Source organism: Trichococcus flocculiformis (assembly GCF_963662535.1).
Lineage (GTDB): Bacteria > Bacillota > Bacilli > Lactobacillales > Aerococcaceae > Trichococcus > Trichococcus flocculiformis.
This window is the reverse complement of record NZ_OY759718.1, coordinates 1,879,473-1,898,520: the sequence shown is the minus strand read 5'-3', so window position 1 is coordinate 1,898,520 and position 19,048 is coordinate 1,879,473. Positions and strand designations below refer to the sequence as shown.

The window sequence follows — 19,048 nt, the reverse complement described above, 5'->3', positions numbered from 1 at the left end:
AAAATGAGGACCGAAGCAAGCAAAAGTGAGGGTACTCGGTCAGGAGGCACCAAAAAAGCATACCGCTGCTAAATGAGCGTTACGCTGCGTAATGTAAAAGAGGAATCAGAAATTTGGCGGCGAATCTTCCGTTTCGTCAGGCAGCACATCATCCCAGCTTGTATCGAACGCATATTCTGACCCATAGTCTTCATATTCCGTGTCAAAAATATCCGAGTCCCCCAATTGAGATAATGCGAAGTTGATCAAACGAATCAAATCTTGTGAGTCCGTCAGCTTCAACTTATCCCGATTCTGCAGAATCGTGGGGCGGTCCTCCATTTCGTCAGGACTAGCATTTTTCGCGGCTACGCAAATCGGATAGCGGCAATCTTCTTGAGGAACAACCATCTCCGTGAGTTGGATATCCACTTCTATCACGGCATCTGTGAAATAGATGTAGGTCGCAGCATCATCGATATCAGTGAAAAATTTCTGCGGCGTCTGCTCCTCATTTTCCGCGCTGTCGTTTTCATCGTAATAATCGTAGTCATTTTCTTCGATTTCATTCACATCTTCACGTTCTTCATCGGAATATCCCCTGAAGTCGCTGTCGTCCGTGTAATCTTCTAGAGTATCCAAAGGTGTCTCTTCGATGATGATGGGAAGGAGGTCGGTACCTCCGGAGCGCGTGACTTCAAAACGGTGTTCGAAAAACCCGCTCCAACTGAATGCTGCTTGGATGATGCTGTTGAAATCATAGAAAGTCTCATCGCTGTTCACTTGGATATCCCGCCATATAGGCACGCCGATATCGCGGACCGCAATCCTGAATTCATAAATCATCTTGACCACCCCTGTTCTCTGCTTTATTCAAGTATAGCGCTTTAAGAGGGTTGAGAGCAAAGAATAACGCACAGATATTGAATCGAAAGTCCGTGGATAAGCGATCAGTATGTCTTCTCCAACTGTGTATGGTACACTGATAGTGTTGCTTGATTCAGCCTTTCATTACTCAAAAAGGCTGCGTATCGTTAATTCTACTTCCACATAAAGGAGATGTTTTATTGGAGAATTTTTCCATTGCAGTGAATGCAGTAATGCCTTTATTGTTGTTCATGTTGATCGGGCAGGGATTATTGCGGGCAAAACTATTGGATGGCACTACCTATCAAAAATTGAATAATGCTATTTTTCGATTCTTTTTGCCGATCAATCTTCTTATGAATGTTTACGAAGCCGATGTCAGAAGCACCTTCAGAGTGGACGTGCTTCTGTTCGCTGTCGGCCTCACGTTGAGCATCTTCTGCCTCTTTGCAGTGCTCATTCCGCGCATCGAAAAGGACAATACTAAACGCGGAGTGATGCTGCAAGGGACATTCCGCTCCAATTTTGTCCTGTTCGGTTTGCCGATTGCCACTTCGCTGTTGTCGGAAAGCCAATTGGGGATGACATCGATACTGATTGCAGTCATCGTTCCCTTGAATAATGTTTTGTCGGTCGTGGCACTTTCCATCTATTCGGACCATAAAATCCAACCAGCGCAGATTATTCTGGACATCCTTAAGAACCCGATGTTCATCGGGACGATAATCGGGATACTGATCAGCCTTTCCGGTTTGGAATTCCCTCTGTTCCTCGACGATACGCTGAGCGGCATCAAAGGCCTGGTCACACCACTTGCATTGATTGTCATGGGCGGAACGTTCCGCTTTGACGCCTTGAATAATGCGCGGATCCAACTGGCAGTGACGGTATTCTTCAAGTTGGTTCTGATCCCGATAATCGGCCTGACGCTGGCTGTCCTTTACGGATTGACGGGAGAAAATCTGGTGCCGATGATGACGATGCTGGGCGGTCCGACAGCCGTATCCAGTTACACGATGGCGCAACAGATGGGCGGAGACCCGGATTTGGCGAGCCAGATCGTCGTTTTTACTACTATCTTTTCGATGTTCAGTTTGGTTGTGTTCATAACGGTCCTGAAATCATTGTTATTGATTTGAATCCTATCTAAGGAAACAAGAGTCTGCTCAGAAGCAGATTCTTGTTTCCTTTTTTGTCCACTCGCGTTCGCCTATGCCCCGGTGAAAGCTTATAATGGATGTAGAAGAGGTAATAACCAGCCTTTACGATAGGGGAGGATACAAATGATCATCATCGGGATTACCGGAGGTTCGGGAGCCGGCAAAACAACCGTAGCAAAAACAATCGCGAAAAGACTGGGTAAGGACAATGTAGTCTATATATCGCAGGATTGGTACTACAAGGATCAGACACATCTGAGTGTGGAAGAGCGCGTAAACCTGAATCTCGATCATCCAAATGCGTTCGATAACGAACTTTTGATCTCAGATTTGGTTAAACTCCGTTCCGGACAAGACATCGAGGCGCCGATCTACGATTTCGGTGCGCAAGCGCGTTCGAAAAAGACGACATCGATCGAATCAAAACCGGTCGTCATACTGGAAGGGATCCTGATTTTGGCCATACCCAAGTTGGTGCCAATGATCGACATCAAAATATTTGTGGATGCGGAACCTGACATCCGTCTGATCAGAAGAATCGAGAGGGATATCCGAGAACGGAACAGCACATATGAGAGTACGATCGCCCGTTATCTGACGACCGTCAAACCGATGCATGATGCCTTCATTGAGCCGTCTAAAATCCAGGCCGACATCATCGTCCCGCGTGGAGGTCAGAACGACATCGCCACCGACATGCTGGGGGACTTAGTTGAGCACTACAGCCATCATGTTGTCTGAAGAGCAGCATGGGACCGAAAGATCAATCAAAAAAATCATGAAAAAAGCATTAGAAATAGACAAGAAAACGGAAATAGTATATAGTGTTCCTATGCAGTAATACTACTGTCAAAAAAGCAGAACACGCATTGAAACGAGAGGATTTATTCAGTGGATAACACAGAATTGTTGACGCGATTTAATTTGACCAGACACGAAGCAACCATCTACCTGACTTTGCTTGCGGACGGGGATTTGAACGGCTATGAAGTATCAAAAATAACCGGCATTTCACGCTCGAACGCCTATGCATCATTAGCTTCATTGGTTGAAAAAGGAGCGGCTTTCATCATTGAGGGGGAGACAACCCGATACACGCCAGTGCCAGTGGAGGAATTCTGCGGGAATAAGATCCGATCCCTGCAGGAATCCAAGCAGGAATTGATCAAGAATATCCCGCAAAGAAGAGAAGATGCGGAGGGGTACATAACCATCACAGGCGAACACCGCATACTGGATAAAATGCGCAATATGATTTCAGAATCCAAGTCCCGTGTCTACTTGTCCGTTTCCGGAAATATCCTGCCGGACCTTTTGACGGAAATGCAGGTTGCGCATCAGCGCGGCATAAAAATGGTCGTCATAACTGATACGCCGTTCCCTCAGGAAGGCATGACTGTCCATGTTTTAGAGAAGCCGAAGAAGCAAGTACGGATCATCGTGGACTCCACGACCGTTTTGACGGGTGATATCGATGAGGGCGAGTTTTCCACGTGCCTGTATTCCGGGAAGAAAAATGTAGTTGATTTATTGAAAGAATCGTTGCAGAACGAAATCAAAGTAGTCGAAATGATGAGAGGATTTGAAGCGAAATGACAAAAAAAGTATTTGTTGAAAAAGAGCAGTTGGAAGGAATCGTACAACAGTATCCGACGCCCTTCCATTTATATGATGAAAAAGGTATCCGTGAGAATGCGCGCAAATTGAATGCAGCTTTCTCCTGGAACAAAGGCTTTAAAGAATACTTCGCTGTGAAGGCAACACCGACACCGGCCATTCTGCAGATTCTGAAAGAAGAAGGTTGTGGCGTCGATTGTTCGACTTATACAGAGTTGATGATGGCTGATACACTCGGATTCAAAGGCGATGAAATCATGTTCTCTTCGAACGTGACGCCTAAAGAAGACTTTCAATTCGCCCACAAACTGAATGCGACCATCAATTTGGATGACATTACCCACATCGATTTCCTGGAAGAAGCAGCCGGATTGCCGGAAACGGTCAGCTGCCGATTCAATCCAGGCGGCGAGTTCACGATCAATAATGAAATCATGGACAAACCCGAAGACGCAAAATACGGCTTCACACGTCCGCAATTGACGGAAGGTTTCAAAAAGTTGATGGCAAAAGGCGTGAAACACTTTGGCCTGCATTCGTTCCTAGCCAGCAATAACGTAGCGGATGAGTACTATCCGATCCTTGCAGGCATCCTGTTCCAGACTGCCGTTGAACTGAAGGAAGAAACAGGCGCGGATATCACTTTCATCAACCTTTCAGGCGGAATCGGCATCCCTTACCTGCCGGAACAAAAAGCTGCGGATGTAGCGAAAATCGGCGAAGGTGTCCGCAAGGCGTTCGAAGAGATCTTGGTACCAGCCGGCCTTGGCGATGTTGCGATCTATACGGAGCTGGGCAGATTCATGCTTGGGCCATACGGTTGTTTGGTGGCGACGGCCATCCACGAAAAGCACATCTACAAAGATTACATCGGTCTGGATGCTAGCGCAGTCAATTTGTTGCGTCCGGCGATGTACGGGGCTTATCACCACATCACCGTGATGGGCAAAGAAGATCAGCCAGCGGATCACATGTATGATGTGACCGGCGGATTGTGCGAAAACAACGACAAATTCGCCATCAACCGCATGTTGCCTAAAATCGACATCGGCGACTTGGTCGTGATCCATGACACAGGAGCGCACGGCTTCTCGATGGGTTACAATTACAACGGAAAATTGCGTTCGGCTGAAATCCTGTTGAAGGAAGACGGCGGCACGGAAATGATCCGTCGCGCGGAAACACCAGCGGATTACTTTGCAACGTTCGATTTTACGGGTCTTTTCAAAGACGTGAAATAAACGGAATCAAAAAAGAGAGGCCAGCGAGCACATAAACTGCTCGCTGGCCCCTCTTTTTTTGCCTCGCATTAATAAATTGATTTGGCTGCATGATATAATGTACTCTGGATGAATGAACGAGGAGTGAGGGACATGTTTTTAAAAGAAACAATCAAGGAAAGCGTTTCGACGCTTCCGTTGAAAGCTGGAGACTATTGCGTCATCACCGGAACGGCATTGGTGATGCATGGCATAAAAGAGGAAACTAAAGATATCGACATCAGCTGCACAAAGGAAGCGTTCCAAGCTTTAGCAGCTCAGGGATACCCGATCAAACAAGGCGAATTTGCCCGCAAAGTGATCTACAGCGAAGACGTAGAAATTTTTGAGGATTGGCACAGCGGGGACAGCGCGATGATCGAGGGGGTTCCGGTCGCTAGCCTGGAATCAGTCATTGTTATGAAGAAGCAGCTGGGCCGGGAAAAAGATCTGTCAGACATCGCCAAAATTGAAGCGCATCTGGCCCAACGATAAAACCAGCAAAAAAAGCTGAAGAATGCCATTATAGAGGCGTTTCTTCAGCTTTTTGGATTGTCTGATTTAAACCAATAGTAATTGCAGCCAAGAGGGGGCGAAATACGCTCCGCCCATGGCAAGGAGAAAGAGGCCTTTCCAGATGATAGTAGGGATATATGTTTTAGTCGCCAAAGCTGTTCCGTCCCAATGGCTGTCATTTTTCAAAAGCAAAACAATGAAAAATTGATGGGCCAAGCCAAGCATATACCAGACGACGAAACTGATTGTGATGATGTCAACTGACTGATAAATCCTAATCAGAATGCTGGAGTCGTTCCGGTAGATCAAAATAGAAATACCAATCACAATCAGGATGATCAGATTCTGCCAAAAACTCTTTTCCCGAGCCAACAAATTCGTTAGTAGATAGATGCCCAAAAAAAGCGGAATAATCCAAAGCAACAGTCCCTGTAAATAGAGATAGGACATGACCACAAAGAACAATGCCTGCGAAACATAGCCGCCCAAAAGGCTAAAGAACATCCCCAACCTGCTGCGGTTTCCGATTTCGGCCAATCCGAGGATGCCGCTATTTTTGACGATTGCGGGCAAGACATTGAATTTTATCGACTGGATGCTTCCGCCCCATAAGCGCGCCGTCAGAGCATGGCCGCACTCATGGATGATGACGTTGGGGAGGTCCAGATAAATGCCGAACGTATACGCAAACCTGCCACGGCTAGAATAGGTGAAATAAGCTACCGCAACAAAGAGAACAATCAATACGGGAAGGTCCATCAAACGAGTATCCTCCTTTCGATAAATGCATCAGTACTCATTCAAGAGGATTACATGCAAATTTTATTTTTATGAAGATGATAGGGAATTATCATGATTAAATCCAAACGAATCACTAAATAGCAAGAAGCCTTCCTTTCGACGTATACAGAAAGGGAGGCTTCTTCGTTATCCAGTTGTTGAAGCTTGGGTTATTCGGTTTCGGTTGTAGTGCTGTCATTCCCGCCGAAAAGATTCGTGAAGAATTGGACGATGGATTCCCAAATGCTCATGCTGTCTTCCTTCAGTTGTTCTTGATCGACATTGCTCCAGGCTGTTTTTGCCTTCTCGAACAATTTTCCGCCAGTGGCTTGCAGTTCTTTACCGAAAGCTGCGATCTGTTCTTTTTGCTCGGCCGTCAGATTGATGTCACCAAAATTTATCATCAAGTTTTGGATATTTGTGATGTTGTCCGCTGACAGGATGCTGTCAAGGTTATAGTTTTTCAGCACATCCTCGACTATCTTACGGATTTCATCTGCACTGAGGGTCCCGTTGTTGGCATCCTTAGCTTCTTGGATATCTTGTTTCATTTCTACAATCGCTGCGTTCATCAATTCATCCGAATACCCGCTGTTGTCTTTATTTTCTTCGGTAACTGCAGAAGTGACAGCCAATTCTTCCTGGGCTACCCCTACGGCTTCAGAGTCCAATGTATTCCCTGAATCAGCAAAAGCTTTGTAGACACCGGCCAATGCGCCGGACCCGTCAACGGTTACGGCGGACGCTACCTTGATGTCCACATCCACTGCGCCCGCAGTGATGGCTGCATTCTTGTATTGCGCCTCTGTAATGGCGGTGATTGTTTCGGGAGTCAGGATTTCCACCGAAACAGCACCATCGCTGTCGGCAGGCGTGATGTACGTGCTCGAATAGACTTGGCTATAAGGATAATCATCCTGCAGCAAGCCGTTCAGTTCATTGACGGCCACAATCAACTCATTCGTCCCATCGGCCACTCCCAGTGTTTCTCTGGTTTCCTCCAGTTGGGCGGCATTCAGACTTTCGCCGTAAGTGAAGATCGGTTCGATTGCGACTTTATCGGCGAACGCTGCCGGAGCGGTAATTCCCAATAAGGCCAATGAAGCCAGACCTGTTGTCATCATTTTTTTCAGTTTCATGGTTTAACCTTCTTTCTTTCATAGCTTGCTAAAATTGTATCAAAGATAGACTACGAAATGTATTATGATTTTATTAAATAAGTATGAAGCTTCCGCGGCGGAAAGTCAAAGTATTCCCTAATAGGGGCCATTTGTACCGTTTCACGCACCGTTGTCCTTAGTCATGCGCGAAATCGTCTCAAAAGTCGTTTCTGCAGCCGTTCAAATTATGAATTTGGACACCAAATGAAGGAACACAAGTATAATTGTGTTCCTCATAAAACGTTGATTTATCAATGCCAAAATGGTATGCTTTTTTTAGCGAAATCAACCGAAAAACCCCGGATATCGGAGGGCATAAAATAAAGGAAACAAGAGGATATTTCAGTGAATACCACCCATGCAATCAAAGACATCAGCCAAATTCAAACATTGATGGACGTTTATCCGCCATATTCGAAAAATCGCCTGCTGCTGGAGTACGCTATCCGGACAGGTCTGCGCATCAGCGACATCCTGAACGTGAAGGTAGGGCAAGTGCTGGGGAAAGAGTCGTATCAGATCGTCGAGATGAAAACGGGCAAGAAGAAGGAGCTGGCCATCCATGACCGCTTGAAGCAATCCATTTCGGATTATGTTAAAAGGGAAGGGCTGGATGCGACAGATTATTTGTTCTATTCCAACGCCGACAAGAACAGCCATATCAAGCGTACGCAAGCACACCGCATCATCGCGCATGCCGGGGATATGATCGGCATCACCTTGAGCGCCCATTCGCTGCGGAAGAGCTTCGGCTATCATTCCTATAAGCAGGGCGTCGATATTTCCCTGCTCCAAACAATCTTTCAGCATTCTTCGCAAGCGGTCACGCTCCGCTATATAGACATCACCCAGGAGAACATCAACAACGTATACAAACGGGTCGATTTCGGATTTTAACACCCATAAAAAAAATAACGTGTTTTGAGAGAGTTTCGTGATGGTGGGTACGTTATCCCATTTGAAATCGCCTCAAAATGCGTTTCCGCAAAAACAGCAAAAAGTGCACCTTGCCATCTAAAGTCGGCAGGGTGCACTTTTTTAATTTGATGGTGATTTATAATCCCATATCTTTTTTCATTTTCTCAAGCTCATCTTCGACAGATGCCGAGCCTTGACTGGCGTATTTTTCTTCCAGTGCCTTCGCTTCGTCGATCGGTGTCATGTTCAACTCGGACATCGCATTCGCTTCATCCAACATTTTGTCGGCTTTTTCTTCCATGCGTTCGAAAGAGCTCATGGCACCTTTCGTGCTTGCGATGGAATCCGTCGCTTTGTTGAGTGTTTCCTGGGTTTTGGCGACCGCCATCTTGGATTTGATCATTTCGCGGCGGGATTTGAGCGTTTCGATGTCGGTTGCCAGTTTATCGTGCATCTGACGCATCTTGACGGCATTTTCATGAGCCGAGGCGTATGAAGTCGCCAAGCCTGCACCTACATTTTCCAATTCCTGTTTTTTGGTCAGGAAGATGCGGGCGTCGTTCTCGTTGCCGGCTTCCAGAGCTTTTTTGGCATAATCGGTGTATTTGATGACTTCCGCCTGATTTTCATCGACCAAACGCTTGGTCCGGGTCTCTTCCGCCATAACACCAGCTGTGCTTCTTTTGACTTCAGCCAAATCTTCCATCATGTCACGCAGGTATTGGTCGATCATTTTGGCTGGATTTTCCATTTTGTCGATCAAAGCATTGATGTTTGCACTGATGATATCCGAGAATCTTTCCAGTATTGCCATTTCCGTTTCCTCCTTATGGGTTCGTGTCTTCCTGGGTTTCGTCTTCTGCCTGCGGGGTAGGGCTGGTATCGACTTTCTGCGGGACATCGGCATCATATTTTTTCCTCAGTTCTTCCGCCTCAGTATTGCCGAAAGTATCCAACGGCGTCTTCAGAATATCTTCCGTTTGCTGCGCTTCCAGGTTCTTTTGTTTTTTTGCATGCCGCCACCAGAAGAACAGAAGGGCGAGCAGAATGATGACTCCGAAAACGATCAGAACAGCGATCCACGGGGAACGCGTCACTTCCATGATGCGGTCTGCGGAATCCCGGAATGCATCGCTGAAAAACTCTTCGTCCGTTCTGTTGTCATCATAATAGTAGGAATCGATGTAATCAAGCAGAACATCACCGGCTTCGGTATCGATGACAGTGGCCGCCTGGGTACCGACTACATAATAATCCATGTACATGCTGGACTGATATTCGAAAAATACCAACAGCAGATGGGCCTCGTCCGCAAATAGTTCATCATATTTTTCGTTCGCGAAGCTTTCCAAATCCTCCATCGAGGGATTCGTCGAACCGTTGATGTCATCCGTCAAGTACAGATAGGGTTGCACGCCGGTTTTTTCGTAGAAATGCTTCATCCCCGAGGTCAATTCAGAACGGTTTCCGATCCAACCGATTGTGTCTGTGTAATAATCCGTTTCCGTGACCGAACCATCCGGAAGGGGCTCCCGTTCCACTGTAGAAAGGGTGATTTCGTTATTCCCGCCCGAACCGGAAAGAGAAGGTCCCGTATTGAAGGAGAAAACCAAACCGAAAACAATAGCCAGAATGATCACAACCAGTGCGATCGTACCGCAGCCTAAACCGCAGCCCGGAGCACCTCTAGGGCTACCACCAGAATAATTAGGACCGCCGGAAGATGGGCCTCTGATAATGGGGCCACTCCGGAAAATCGGACCGCTTGAACCGGAAGAACGGGGGATATTAAACCCGCCGCCCCCAAAAGATCCGCTACTTCCTTTGCTTCTACCACCACGACCACTTTTGCTGCTGCCGAAGGATCCTCCGCCGAAGGAACTGCCGCGACCGCCGCTACTACGGCCACCGCCACCACGGCTGCCACCGAAAGAACCACCACCTCCCCGTGATCCGCCACCGCCACCTCTTGCCATATATACACCTCCTTGAGTACTTGTTTTCCTCATCAAAGTCAATCTATCACAGTGCGTAAGCGCTGTCAATTTAAAGCCATTGGATAAATAAGACAACATTTATAGCTTTCAGAAAAATGCATGTCAGATTTTCTTACAAGTAATGTAACACTATCATCGACAAAATCTGGAAGAAACGGTAAGATATGCTTACCTGGATTAAACAAATTTATTTAATGGAACGGAAATCTGCACGATAATCATAGTATTGCAGCAAAATGCGGAAGGGGTGGGCCAAGTGAAGTTGACCGAAGGAGCAGAAATGGACGATTTTTTATTTTTGATGAAGAATGGGAGTTGTGAAAATTTCCAATCTCAGCTGAAACGAGATTTCACTGCGGTGATTTTCCTGAGACATCTGGGCTGCGGCATGAGCCAACTCGATATGCTGAAATACCGGGATGCCTATCATTTCCTCAAAGACCAAGGGATCGAGATCATGATGGTGATACAAGGGGCAGAAGCCGCTGTTTCCGAGAGAACGGCTAAAATGAACATTCCGTTCACCGTCATAGCGGACCCTGAGCAATCCTTGTATGAGCACTTTGATATCCCTTCATCGGACTCGATGCGCAATCTTGTTTACGGCGTTTCCGAAGAAAAACTGCTGGAATTCGAATACTATGGGATTGAATGTCAACGTTTTGAGGGCAATGAACTGCAACTGCAAGCGACAATCGTCGTGGACAGAAAAGGGCAGGTTGTTTTGAGCCATTACTCCGAAAACATCAGCGATGTGCCATCTCCATCAGAATTGTACCAAATGCTGCAGGCTGTGCCTGTAGGAAGCTGAAAATAGAAAAAAGTAGCGGATACGGCCATTTTCCTAGAGAAGGAAAGGGCGCATCCGCTTTTTTGTTGCCTATTCTACAAATGGTATCATTCGTCCAATCAGCTCCCAAGGTGGTAATATATAAGTGTAAACGACGCTGGAAGCCTGTCTGGAGCGAGGAGTGAATGGTACTATGAAAAACGTAACAGTCAACAGATTGAAATTGGAGCAGTTTTTGCTGGTTCTGAAAGAAAGGGTGGCCCCAGAATACAAGAGTCAAACGGAACAAGATATCCTCACCTTCATGGAAGAAATCGTGACAGAGCAAAGAAAAAACGTGAATTATGATGATTTGATCAGGAAGGTTCAGTCCTGTTCAGGTTGCAATCGTGCCTATCTCGAAGCTGGGCTCGACATCCGTATGAACAAATTTTCCCATGGCTCTTTAGCCGAACTGGTCCTCAACAGCGTGGATACGGATGATTATCTCACATTGCTGGAAATCGAAAATCCTACTGCTTCAGATTTAGAATTTCTTGAGGAAGTCAAAGAGAAGCTTTTTGCGTATTTCGACTGACAACTATACTATAAAGTGTGCTTAGGCTTATCTGTGATTCGAGCAGGATTTAATCCCGTTCATGCAGCTCAGATAAGCCTATTTATATGAAAAATGTCGTCAGTCGCGTCAAATGACCCAAATACCAATGCAAACCTTCCTGTACCTTAAGATTCCTTAGATTTCTTCAATCGCGGTTCAATAACCTTAATCAGCGGCCTGATTATATTCATATAAATGCTTGTAATGGCTGACCGTCCAGCTAATTATTTTGTTAAACTGCCAGCATTTATGATTTGATTAACCCTAAAGCAACGAATCCAACGGATGAATATAAAAAATGATGCTTTTGATGCCAATAATTATCAATAGATATCCTGAAGCGATTCTGGACCTGTAAATACGTGAAAAACGGGGGATTATGGCCGCATCAAATCCTATATGCAAAAATTCTATATTCTAGTTTACATAATATATATTATACTAAGTTAAATATAAAAATGATCATATACTGAGATAACCATAATCGTCCGGACCATACCGCATAATAATAGCAAAATTGCGAAATAATCAATGTTATCGCAATTTTGCTACATATTATTGTTTATTCGTCATTTTAACTTATCCCGCGTCAACATCATCATGCATCGAATCGATCGCTGCATACAAGATTTCTTCAGCAATCAAATCTTTTGACCGCACCGAAATTTGGATTGGTTCTTTATCCGCTTGAAAAATGGTCACTTCATTTGTTTCTTTGTTGAAACCTGCATATTCTTTCGAAACGTCATTTGCTACGATCATGTCCGCATTTTTGCGTTTCAGCTTATCCAGCGCATAATGTTCGACATCATTCGTTTCAGCCGCAAAACCGATCAAAAATTGGCCTGTTTTTCTTTTTCCTAGTTCAGCCAGAATATCTGTCGTTTTCTCCAAAACCAAAGTTAAATCCTCGTTTGTTTTCTTGATTTTGACGTTTGCTTGTGTTTTCGGCCTGTAATCAGATACAGCCGCTGCCATGATGACCATATCTAGATTGTGAAATTTATCTAAAACTTCTGATTCCATTTCTTCGGATGATTGTACGTAAATTGATTCGACTCCAAAAGGTATCGGCAACAGATTCGTTGCGGTTACCAATGTCACCTCAGCACCTAAATCACGGGCGGCTTTAGCCAAACTGTAGCCCATTTTTCCGGAAGAATCATTGCTGATGAATCTTACCGGATCGATGCGCTCTTTTGTTCCTCCTGCTGTGATGAGCACTTTTTTACCTTTCAAAGGCAGTTCTTTGGCGTTATTCAGAACGACCAGCTGTGCGGCCTCCACAATTTTTTCCGGTTCAGGCATGCGCCCTTTGCCTTCATAACCTTCAGCCAAAAAGCCTGTGTCAGGTTCCATGATTTCATAGCCGTAACTTTTCAGAGCTTCCATATTCCGGGCTGTAGCCGGATTCTCCAGCATATGTTGGTTCATGGCAGGCACAATCAGGCGTGGAGCCGTCGTAGCCAATAGCGCTGTCGACACAAAATCATCGGCAATGCCGTTCGCCATCTTGGCGACGATGTTTGCTGTTGCTGGCGCTATGACTGCAAGCTCCGTCCAATCTGCCAAATGGATATGACTGACGAACTGTGCATCTTTTTCATCGAATGTGTCTGTATAGACATCGTGCTTGCTCAATACTTGGAATGTCAACGGCGTTACGAATTCCTGGGCCGAAGCGGTCATCGCGACTTTAACTTCAGCGCCCGCTTTAATGAATTTTCTGACGAGATCGGCTGCTTTATAGACTGCGATGCCGCCTGTTACATAGATGGTTACTTTCTTGTTTGTTAACAAATTATTCGCCCCGCTTACATTCGACTATTTTCCTTGCTTGTTGCCCTCTTGGCTATCGATGAAGGCTCTCGCCCGGCTGATGAATTCCTTCAATACTTTAATCCGGGCATATTCTTTTTGGGTTCCTTCGACAATGATCCACGGAGCATCTTTCGTGTCCGTTCTGACGATCATTTCGTTCATTGCTTTTTCGTATTGCTCGAATTTTTCATGGTTCCGCCAATCTTCGTCGGTCAGCTTGTGATTCTTCTCCGGGTCGTTTTCCCGGTCCTTGAAGCGCCGTTTTTGCTCTTCTTTGTCGATCACGATCAGGAACTTAATGATCAACAAGCCGTCATGGACCAAGTTGTGTTCCATTTCATTGATTTCATCATAGGCAGCGGCCCAGCGGTGTTCTGGCGTGAAACCTTCCACCCGTTCAACCAATACGCGGCCGTACCAGCTTCTGTCATAAATGGTCATCTTTCCTTTTACCGGGAAAGTCTGATAGAAACGCCAAAGATAGTTATACCGGCTCTCGTTTTCCGTAGGTGCAGCAGTTGTGGCGACATCATAGCTGCGGGGGTCGATCAGTCTCGTTAATCGGCTGATTGCACCACCCTTGCCGGCTGCATCCGTCCCTTCGAACACAAGGATACACGGAATCTTTTTCAGCCACATTTCGTAGACCAATTGCCCCGCTTCTTCCTGCAGTTTTGGCAGCTGCGCCTCATACTCTTCTTCCGTTATGGCGGCTTTCAGATCGACTTTGGCCAGTGGCTTTTCCTTCAGGCCGGAACGTATCGGCGCGGGTGGTTTCTTTTCGGTCTGCTCAAGATGACTTTTCAAAGTGCTGATTGCGATGCTGATCGCTTCTCGGGAAGCGTCTTTCAGATCCTCTGAAGAAATTACGTGCCACGGAGACGATTCGAAATTTGTGTTTTCCAGTATTTTATCGAAATGTTTCAAATATTTAGGGTACTTTTTGAGTTGTTTTTCATCGTCTTTCGTGATGAGGAATTCTCTGTAAGGATCTTCTTTCAGTTTCGAAATCCGTTTTTCCATCGTGTTTTCGGATTGGTGCAGAAACAGTTTCAGGACAATCGTGTTATCAGCAACCAGCATCCGCTCCAAGAAACTAATATAGCCAAGGTGATGTTCCAGTCGTTCATCCTTCACTTTCAGATCGTTCATGAGTTCAGAATAGAAACTCCGGTCAAAAAAAGCGATCCTCCCTTTTCCGGGTAAATCCCGTGCGAAACGCCACAAAAAAGGACGCTGCTCTGCGTAATCGTCCAAGGCATCATCAAAGGCGCTTACTTCGAAATAACGCGGATCCAATTCTCTCGTCAGATCCTTCAATATATGCCCTTTTCCTGAGGATTCCCAGCCATCGACGACAATCAGCATGGATGAATCGCTACTGACCAATTTTCTTTGCAAAGCGGCCAATTCACTGCCGAGTTCAGACCTTTTTGTGCCGGATAATGTCTTGTCTTTTTTATCAAAATCAAAGTCCTTTAACATATGCTACGCCACCTTTTCTGCTTTTAACTATTTTATCACAAAACAGACTGATGCAAAGTGATACGGATTAGTTGATAATTGCAGCAGACGATTTAAAAGGCGCTATTCTGTGAAAGGGACAACTTCGATGGTGACATGATTGTAGTCACCGATGATTTTTGAAACTGGACAGCGTTTATGGGCGGATTGCGCAAGTTTCTCGACGTCTGCTAACTCCATGCTTTCGACTGAAACAAAGGCCTTCAGATCGAAATAAAAGCCTTTTCCGTCTTCTTCCCTGCAGAAATCGACATGCACTTGCACCTGGCTGCGTGCTTGGGCTCCTCTAGCTTTCAACAGAGCTTCGATGGTTGCGTTTAAACAGGTCGACCATGAGAGGCCGAATAATTGCTCCGGATTAAATCCAGGCAAATCTTTCAGTGGGTCCGACGTTCGTAAAGAAGACCCATCGGATACTCTGGCTATTCCGTTCAAACCCTCACTATTTATGACCTCTGTGTGATATAACGATTTTTCCATAAAATTTACTCCCCTTTCTTTCTAATTGTTGTTTTGTTTCCTCTATTTTAACACGACTCACCACAATTAGCAGAAAAAACAGCGCCGGATGCCCCTGAAAGGACAATCTGGCGCTGTTCGGATAACGGCGGCTACGCGGTGATCAATTGTTCAAGCAAATCAGGTCTGAAGCCGAAAAATGGCTCAACGCCATCAAAGACGACTACAGGCAAAGATTGGAAACCCAACTCTTTGACTTCAGCCAGGGCCACTTCGGATTCCTGGATATCTTTGATTTCATAACGGATGCTGTTGTCATCCAAAAATTTCTTTGTGAAATTGCACTGCATGCAATTTGGTTTCGTGTATACTGTGACATTCTTGTTCGACATGATGGTTCCCTCCATTGATTATCCGATAAAAACTTTTTTCGAATAAAGCTTATGGATACATCATACAGTATTATCGATTAAAAAACAAACCATATCTAGTGGTTTATGACTAAATAAATCAGTCCAGATCGATGGAGAGTTCCTGCGCAGCGGCCGAAGATCTGATTTTTTCATAGACGAAATTCATGCTTGGCGGGAAGAAAAGCATGCTGATGATGGTCCCTTCGCGTACGGTAATGGCGGTGTCGGTTGAGAATGCGATCAGCAAAGCAGCTGCGATCAACAACACATCGACTATTTGGCGCACTTTCCCGAAGTTGAAGCCGAAACGGTTACTGAAGGCCATACAAGCGCCCTCCAAAGGCATACTGATGTAATTTAAAGCCATCATCGATCCGACCCCGATTGCGGCTATGATGCCCCCTAAAATGACCATGGCGATCTTCACCCAGTACTGGTCGATCGTCAAACCGGAAAAAACTGTATAAAGCATCAGGTTCATCACTTGGCCGAGAATCAATGTGACAGGAATCTGAAACAATTGTCTGAGCGAAAAATCTTTTTTCATCAAAAGCCATTGGATGCCTACACATGTGATATTCAAAATGATTGCCAGCGTCCCGATTTTGATGCCGGAAAGTTGGTTGATGCTCATGTTAAGGGCTTCATAGGCACCAACGCCGACGTTAGCTTTCACTGTGATGCTCGCACCGATAGCGGTTATGATGACCGCCACGATGACCAATAACATGTTCTTTAAATGTTTCGTCATTTTTTCACCTATCCATTCGTTATTCTGCTAAGTCATTATAAAGAAATAAGCAACGAATTGCAATTCGTTGCCTACTCCGGATCTTCTATTTATTTTGAGTAGACGACTTTTCCGTCCACTAATGTATACAGCGTTTCGCCTTTTACTTTCCAGCCGGTGAATGGCGTATTTGTCGCTTTCGAAAGGAAGTCTTCGCTGCGGATTTCGTATTCGTTGGCCAAGTCGAAGATGGCGATGTCCGCTTGGGAACCGATATCCAGTGTTCCTGACCCCATACCGAACAATGCTGCTGGCTTGACGGTCATCCAATCAACCAGTTGTTTCAAGGTGAAGACGCCGCCCAAGACGAAGTTGGAATACATTAATTGGAAAGCAGTCTCGATGCCGACGATGCCGAATGGAGCGCCGACCATACCGCCTTGTTTTTCTTCTTCGCCGTGCGGTGCATGATCGGTTGCGATGCAGTCGATTGTGCCGTCCAACAAACCTTCGATCAAGGCTGCGCGGTCTTCAGCGCCGCGCAATGGCGGGTTCATTTTGTAGATGGCAGTATCCGTTGGGATGGAACCATCGATCAGAATCAAGTGATGTGGTGCGACTTCGGCAGTGACATGGATCCCAGCGCGCTTGGCATCACGGATGACGCGTACGCTCTCTTTTGTGGAAACGTGGCAGACATGGTAATGACAGCCTGTCGCTTCCGCCAAAAGCACGTCGCGGGCGATTTGGGTGGATTCCGTAACGCTCAAAATGCCCGGCAGATCCAATTCGTCGGAACGGGTGCCTTTGTGCATCACGCCTCCGAACAACAGCGAATCGTCTTCTGTATGCGCAACAAGAGCGACGTTATTCTTTGCGGCTTCCTTCATTGCCAAATACATCGTTCCAGCTGTTTGGACACCTACACCATCGTTAGTGAAAGCGAAAGCGCCGGCTTCCAATAATTGCTTCTGATCGGTGAGGACATCACTGCGCAAGTTCTCGGTGATGGGCGCGTACTGTTTGACTTTGATGATGGCTGTGTCTTTGATCAGTTGTTGGATTGCAGCGAATTTATCTGCTGTGTCCGGAACTGGATTCAGGTTCGGCATTGCGCAGACTGTCGTGAAACCTCCGCGAGCGGCTGCCTGTGTTCCTGTTTCGATTGTCTCTTTATAGGTGAATCCTGGTTCACGCAAGTGCACGTGCACGTCGATCAATCCAGGAGTTACCAGACCGCCCTTGGCATCGATGACTGTCGCATCCTCAGCCGTTCCTTGCAGATCCTGGCCGATTGCGGCAATTTTATCGTCTTTCACATATATCTCTACAGGAATAAGTTCCTCTTTTTGACCCAACATTTTCGCATTTTTTATCCAAACTGACATGTTATCCCTCCACTGGTGAATTGTTATTGTTATACATTCGTTGTTCTTCCGTTTACGATGGCTTCCAAGATGGCCATTCTGGCAAAGACGCCATTTTTCATTTGCGTCACGATCCGTGAGCGGCGGCATTCCACTAGGCTGTCCGCCAATTCCACGTCGCGGTTGACAGGAGCGGGATGCATGATGATGGCTGTTTCCTTCATGCGTGCTTCCCGAGCGACTGTCAGTCCGAATTGGTCTAGATACTCTGCTTTTGTATAGCGCATTGCTTTTCCGCCATGGCGTTCCGTCTGGACGCGGAGCAGCATCATGACATCGACTTCTCCGATGATGTCATCAATGTCCATGTGCGTGCCGTATTGGTCGAAAGTAGAATCGTACCACTCTTCCGGACCCGTGAAATAGACGGTCGCTCCAAGGCGTTGTAGCATCTGCATGTTTGTTTTGGCGACGCGCGAGTGCGACAAGTCGCCGCAAATGGCCACCTTCACACCACTGAAAGTATGGAACTCTTCATAGATCGTCAACAGGTCAAGCAAACACTGGCTCGGATGCTGGCCGGCGCCGTCACCGCCGTTCACGATGGATGCAGTAACGCCCGGGCTTTCGATCAATTCCTTGTAATAAGCTTCTGCGCTGTGGCGGATAACGACCACATCCACGCCGATCGCCGATAAGGTCAGGACTGTGTCATAAAGTGTTTCGCCTTTGCTGACGCTGCTGGTCGAAGTGTCAAAACTGATGACTTTCATCCCCAACTTGTGTTCCGCCATTTCGAAACTTTTGTGTGTGCGAGTGCTGTTCTCGAAAAATAAGTTCGAAGCGTAGATTCCCTCAGTCAAAGTCCTGTCAGGTTGGACACCACTTTTGAATTCGGATGCACGTAGGATCAGTGACATGATTTCCAGATTCGTGAGTTCCTCGACACTTACAAAGTTTTTTAATGCGGTCTGATTTGTAGTCTGCATCATTTTAAAGCCCTCCAATTAGTTTTTTTGTGAATGGAGGCAAAAAGAACCCGAAGAATTTGTAAGCTCTTCAGGTTCTAGGCCAGCCGCTCCCGGATTTAGAT

General features: G+C 46.1%; 20 protein-coding genes. 8 read left to right on the top strand and 12 right to left on the bottom strand.

Annotated elements, in window-relative coordinates:
- Positions 1 to 105: 105 nt before the first annotated feature.
- Positions 106 to 825, bottom strand: coding sequence for an IS1096 element passenger TnpR family protein (locus tag ACKPCD_RS09030; protein WP_321433000.1), 720 nt, complete (start codon positions 823 to 825; stop codon positions 106 to 108).
- A 221-nt stretch (positions 826 to 1,046) separates the two neighbouring features.
- Here ACKPCD_RS09030 and ACKPCD_RS09025 point away from each other — a divergent pair, with 221 nt between their 5' ends.
- The 5 genes from ACKPCD_RS09025 (at position 1,047) to ACKPCD_RS09005 (ending at position 5,377) form a co-directional block, all read left to right on the top strand.
- Positions 1,047 to 1,985 (top strand): AEC family transporter, encoded by a 939-nt coding sequence (locus ACKPCD_RS09025; protein ID WP_321432999.1) that lies wholly within the window; start codon positions 1,047 to 1,049, stop codon positions 1,983 to 1,985.
- Positions 1,986 to 2,129: 144 nt separating this feature from the next.
- The gene (gene udk / locus ACKPCD_RS09020) at positions 2,130 to 2,747 is read left to right on the top strand and encodes a uridine kinase (RefSeq protein ID WP_321432998.1); all 618 of its coding nucleotides are present in this window, start codon (positions 2,130 to 2,132) and stop codon (positions 2,745 to 2,747) included.
- 150 nt (positions 2,748 to 2,897) lie between these two features.
- Positions 2,898 to 3,602, top strand: coding sequence for a TrmB family transcriptional regulator (locus ACKPCD_RS09015; RefSeq protein ID WP_276641117.1), 705 nt, complete (start codon positions 2,898 to 2,900; stop codon positions 3,600 to 3,602).
- Positions 3,599 to 4,864, top strand: coding sequence for a diaminopimelate decarboxylase (locus tag ACKPCD_RS09010; protein WP_321432997.1), 1,266 nt, complete (start codon positions 3,599 to 3,601; stop codon positions 4,862 to 4,864). Before ACKPCD_RS09015 ends, ACKPCD_RS09010 begins: the two co-directional genes overlap by 4 nt.
- 132 nt (positions 4,865 to 4,996) lie before the next feature.
- The gene (locus ACKPCD_RS09005) at positions 4,997 to 5,377 is read left to right on the top strand and encodes a hypothetical protein (protein WP_288927120.1); all 381 of its coding nucleotides are present in this window, start codon (positions 4,997 to 4,999) and stop codon (positions 5,375 to 5,377) included.
- A gap of 66 nt (positions 5,378 to 5,443) precedes the next feature.
- Here ACKPCD_RS09005 and ACKPCD_RS09000 read toward each other — a convergent pair whose 3' ends face one another.
- Complete coding sequence (locus ACKPCD_RS09000; RefSeq protein WP_321434553.1) at positions 5,444 to 6,157, bottom strand: M50 family metallopeptidase; 714 nt, start codon at positions 6,155 to 6,157, stop codon at positions 5,444 to 5,446.
- 191 nt (positions 6,158 to 6,348) lie between these two features.
- A complete protein-coding gene (locus tag ACKPCD_RS08995; RefSeq protein WP_321432996.1) occupies positions 6,349 to 7,317 on the bottom strand; it encodes a DUF1002 domain-containing protein in 969 nt (322 codons plus the stop codon).
- Between the two features lie 366 nt (positions 7,318 to 7,683).
- Between ACKPCD_RS08995 and ACKPCD_RS08990 the strand changes: the two genes are divergently transcribed.
- Entirely contained in the window at positions 7,684 to 8,235 is a 552-nt protein-coding gene (locus ACKPCD_RS08990) for a tyrosine-type recombinase/integrase (RefSeq protein ID WP_086627914.1), read from the top strand.
- Positions 8,236 to 8,392: 157 nt separating this feature from the next.
- Here ACKPCD_RS08990 and ACKPCD_RS08985 read toward each other — a convergent pair whose 3' ends face one another.
- Positions 8,393 to 9,070 (bottom strand): PspA/IM30 family protein, encoded by a 678-nt coding sequence (locus tag ACKPCD_RS08985; RefSeq protein ID WP_086627915.1) that lies wholly within the window; start codon positions 9,068 to 9,070, stop codon positions 8,393 to 8,395.
- Positions 9,071 to 9,083: 13 nt separating this feature from the next.
- Positions 9,084 to 10,232 (bottom strand): hypothetical protein, encoded by a 1,149-nt coding sequence (locus tag ACKPCD_RS08980; RefSeq protein ID WP_321432995.1) that lies wholly within the window; start codon positions 10,230 to 10,232, stop codon positions 9,084 to 9,086.
- Positions 10,233 to 10,509: 277 nt separating this feature from the next.
- On the opposite strand from ACKPCD_RS08980, the gene ACKPCD_RS08975 reads away from it, so the two are divergent.
- Together ACKPCD_RS08975 and ACKPCD_RS08970 are read left to right on the top strand one after the other, a co-directional pair.
- Positions 10,510 to 11,064, top strand: coding sequence for a redoxin domain-containing protein (locus tag ACKPCD_RS08975; RefSeq protein WP_086987992.1), 555 nt, complete (start codon positions 10,510 to 10,512; stop codon positions 11,062 to 11,064).
- Positions 11,065 to 11,236: 172 nt separating this feature from the next.
- Positions 11,237 to 11,620 carry a hypothetical protein gene (locus tag ACKPCD_RS08970; protein WP_086987991.1) on the top strand — a complete coding sequence of 128 codons (384 nt, stop codon included), beginning with the start codon at positions 11,237 to 11,239 and terminating at the stop codon, positions 11,618 to 11,620.
- 600 nt (positions 11,621 to 12,220) lie between these two features.
- Here ACKPCD_RS08970 and coaBC read toward each other — a convergent pair.
- From coaBC to ACKPCD_RS08935, 7 genes are all read right to left on the bottom strand, one after another.
- Positions 12,221 to 13,441, bottom strand: a complete 1,221-nt coding sequence (gene coaBC / locus ACKPCD_RS08965) for a bifunctional phosphopantothenoylcysteine decarboxylase/phosphopantothenate--cysteine ligase CoaBC (protein ID WP_321432994.1) — start codon at positions 13,439 to 13,441, stop codon at positions 12,221 to 12,223.
- A gap of 24 nt (positions 13,442 to 13,465) precedes the next feature.
- Positions 13,466 to 14,947 (bottom strand): phosphate:AMP phosphotransferase, encoded by a 1,482-nt coding sequence (locus tag ACKPCD_RS08960; protein WP_321432993.1) that lies wholly within the window; start codon positions 14,945 to 14,947, stop codon positions 13,466 to 13,468.
- A 102-nt stretch (positions 14,948 to 15,049) separates the two neighbouring features.
- Positions 15,050 to 15,466 carry an OsmC family protein gene (locus tag ACKPCD_RS08955; protein WP_321432992.1) on the bottom strand — a complete coding sequence of 139 codons (417 nt, stop codon included), beginning with the start codon at positions 15,464 to 15,466 and terminating at the stop codon, positions 15,050 to 15,052.
- 131 nt (positions 15,467 to 15,597) lie between these two features.
- Positions 15,598 to 15,837 carry a glutaredoxin-like protein NrdH gene (gene nrdH, locus ACKPCD_RS08950; protein ID WP_068559518.1) on the bottom strand — a complete coding sequence of 80 codons (240 nt, stop codon included), beginning with the start codon at positions 15,835 to 15,837 and terminating at the stop codon, positions 15,598 to 15,600.
- Positions 15,838 to 15,955: 118 nt separating this feature from the next.
- Complete coding sequence (locus tag ACKPCD_RS08945) at positions 15,956 to 16,609, bottom strand: YczE/YyaS/YitT family protein (protein WP_086987987.1); 654 nt, start codon at positions 16,607 to 16,609, stop codon at positions 15,956 to 15,958.
- 89 nt (positions 16,610 to 16,698) lie between these two features.
- Complete coding sequence (locus ACKPCD_RS08940) at positions 16,699 to 17,976, bottom strand: dihydroorotase (RefSeq protein ID WP_276648743.1); 1,278 nt, start codon at positions 17,974 to 17,976, stop codon at positions 16,699 to 16,701.
- Positions 17,977 to 18,005: 29 nt separating this feature from the next.
- Positions 18,006 to 18,947: an aspartate carbamoyltransferase catalytic subunit gene (locus ACKPCD_RS08935; protein ID WP_086987985.1), complete on the bottom strand. Its 942-nt coding sequence runs from the start codon at positions 18,945 to 18,947 to the stop codon at positions 18,006 to 18,008.
- Between the last annotated feature and the right edge of the window lie 101 nt (positions 18,948 to 19,048).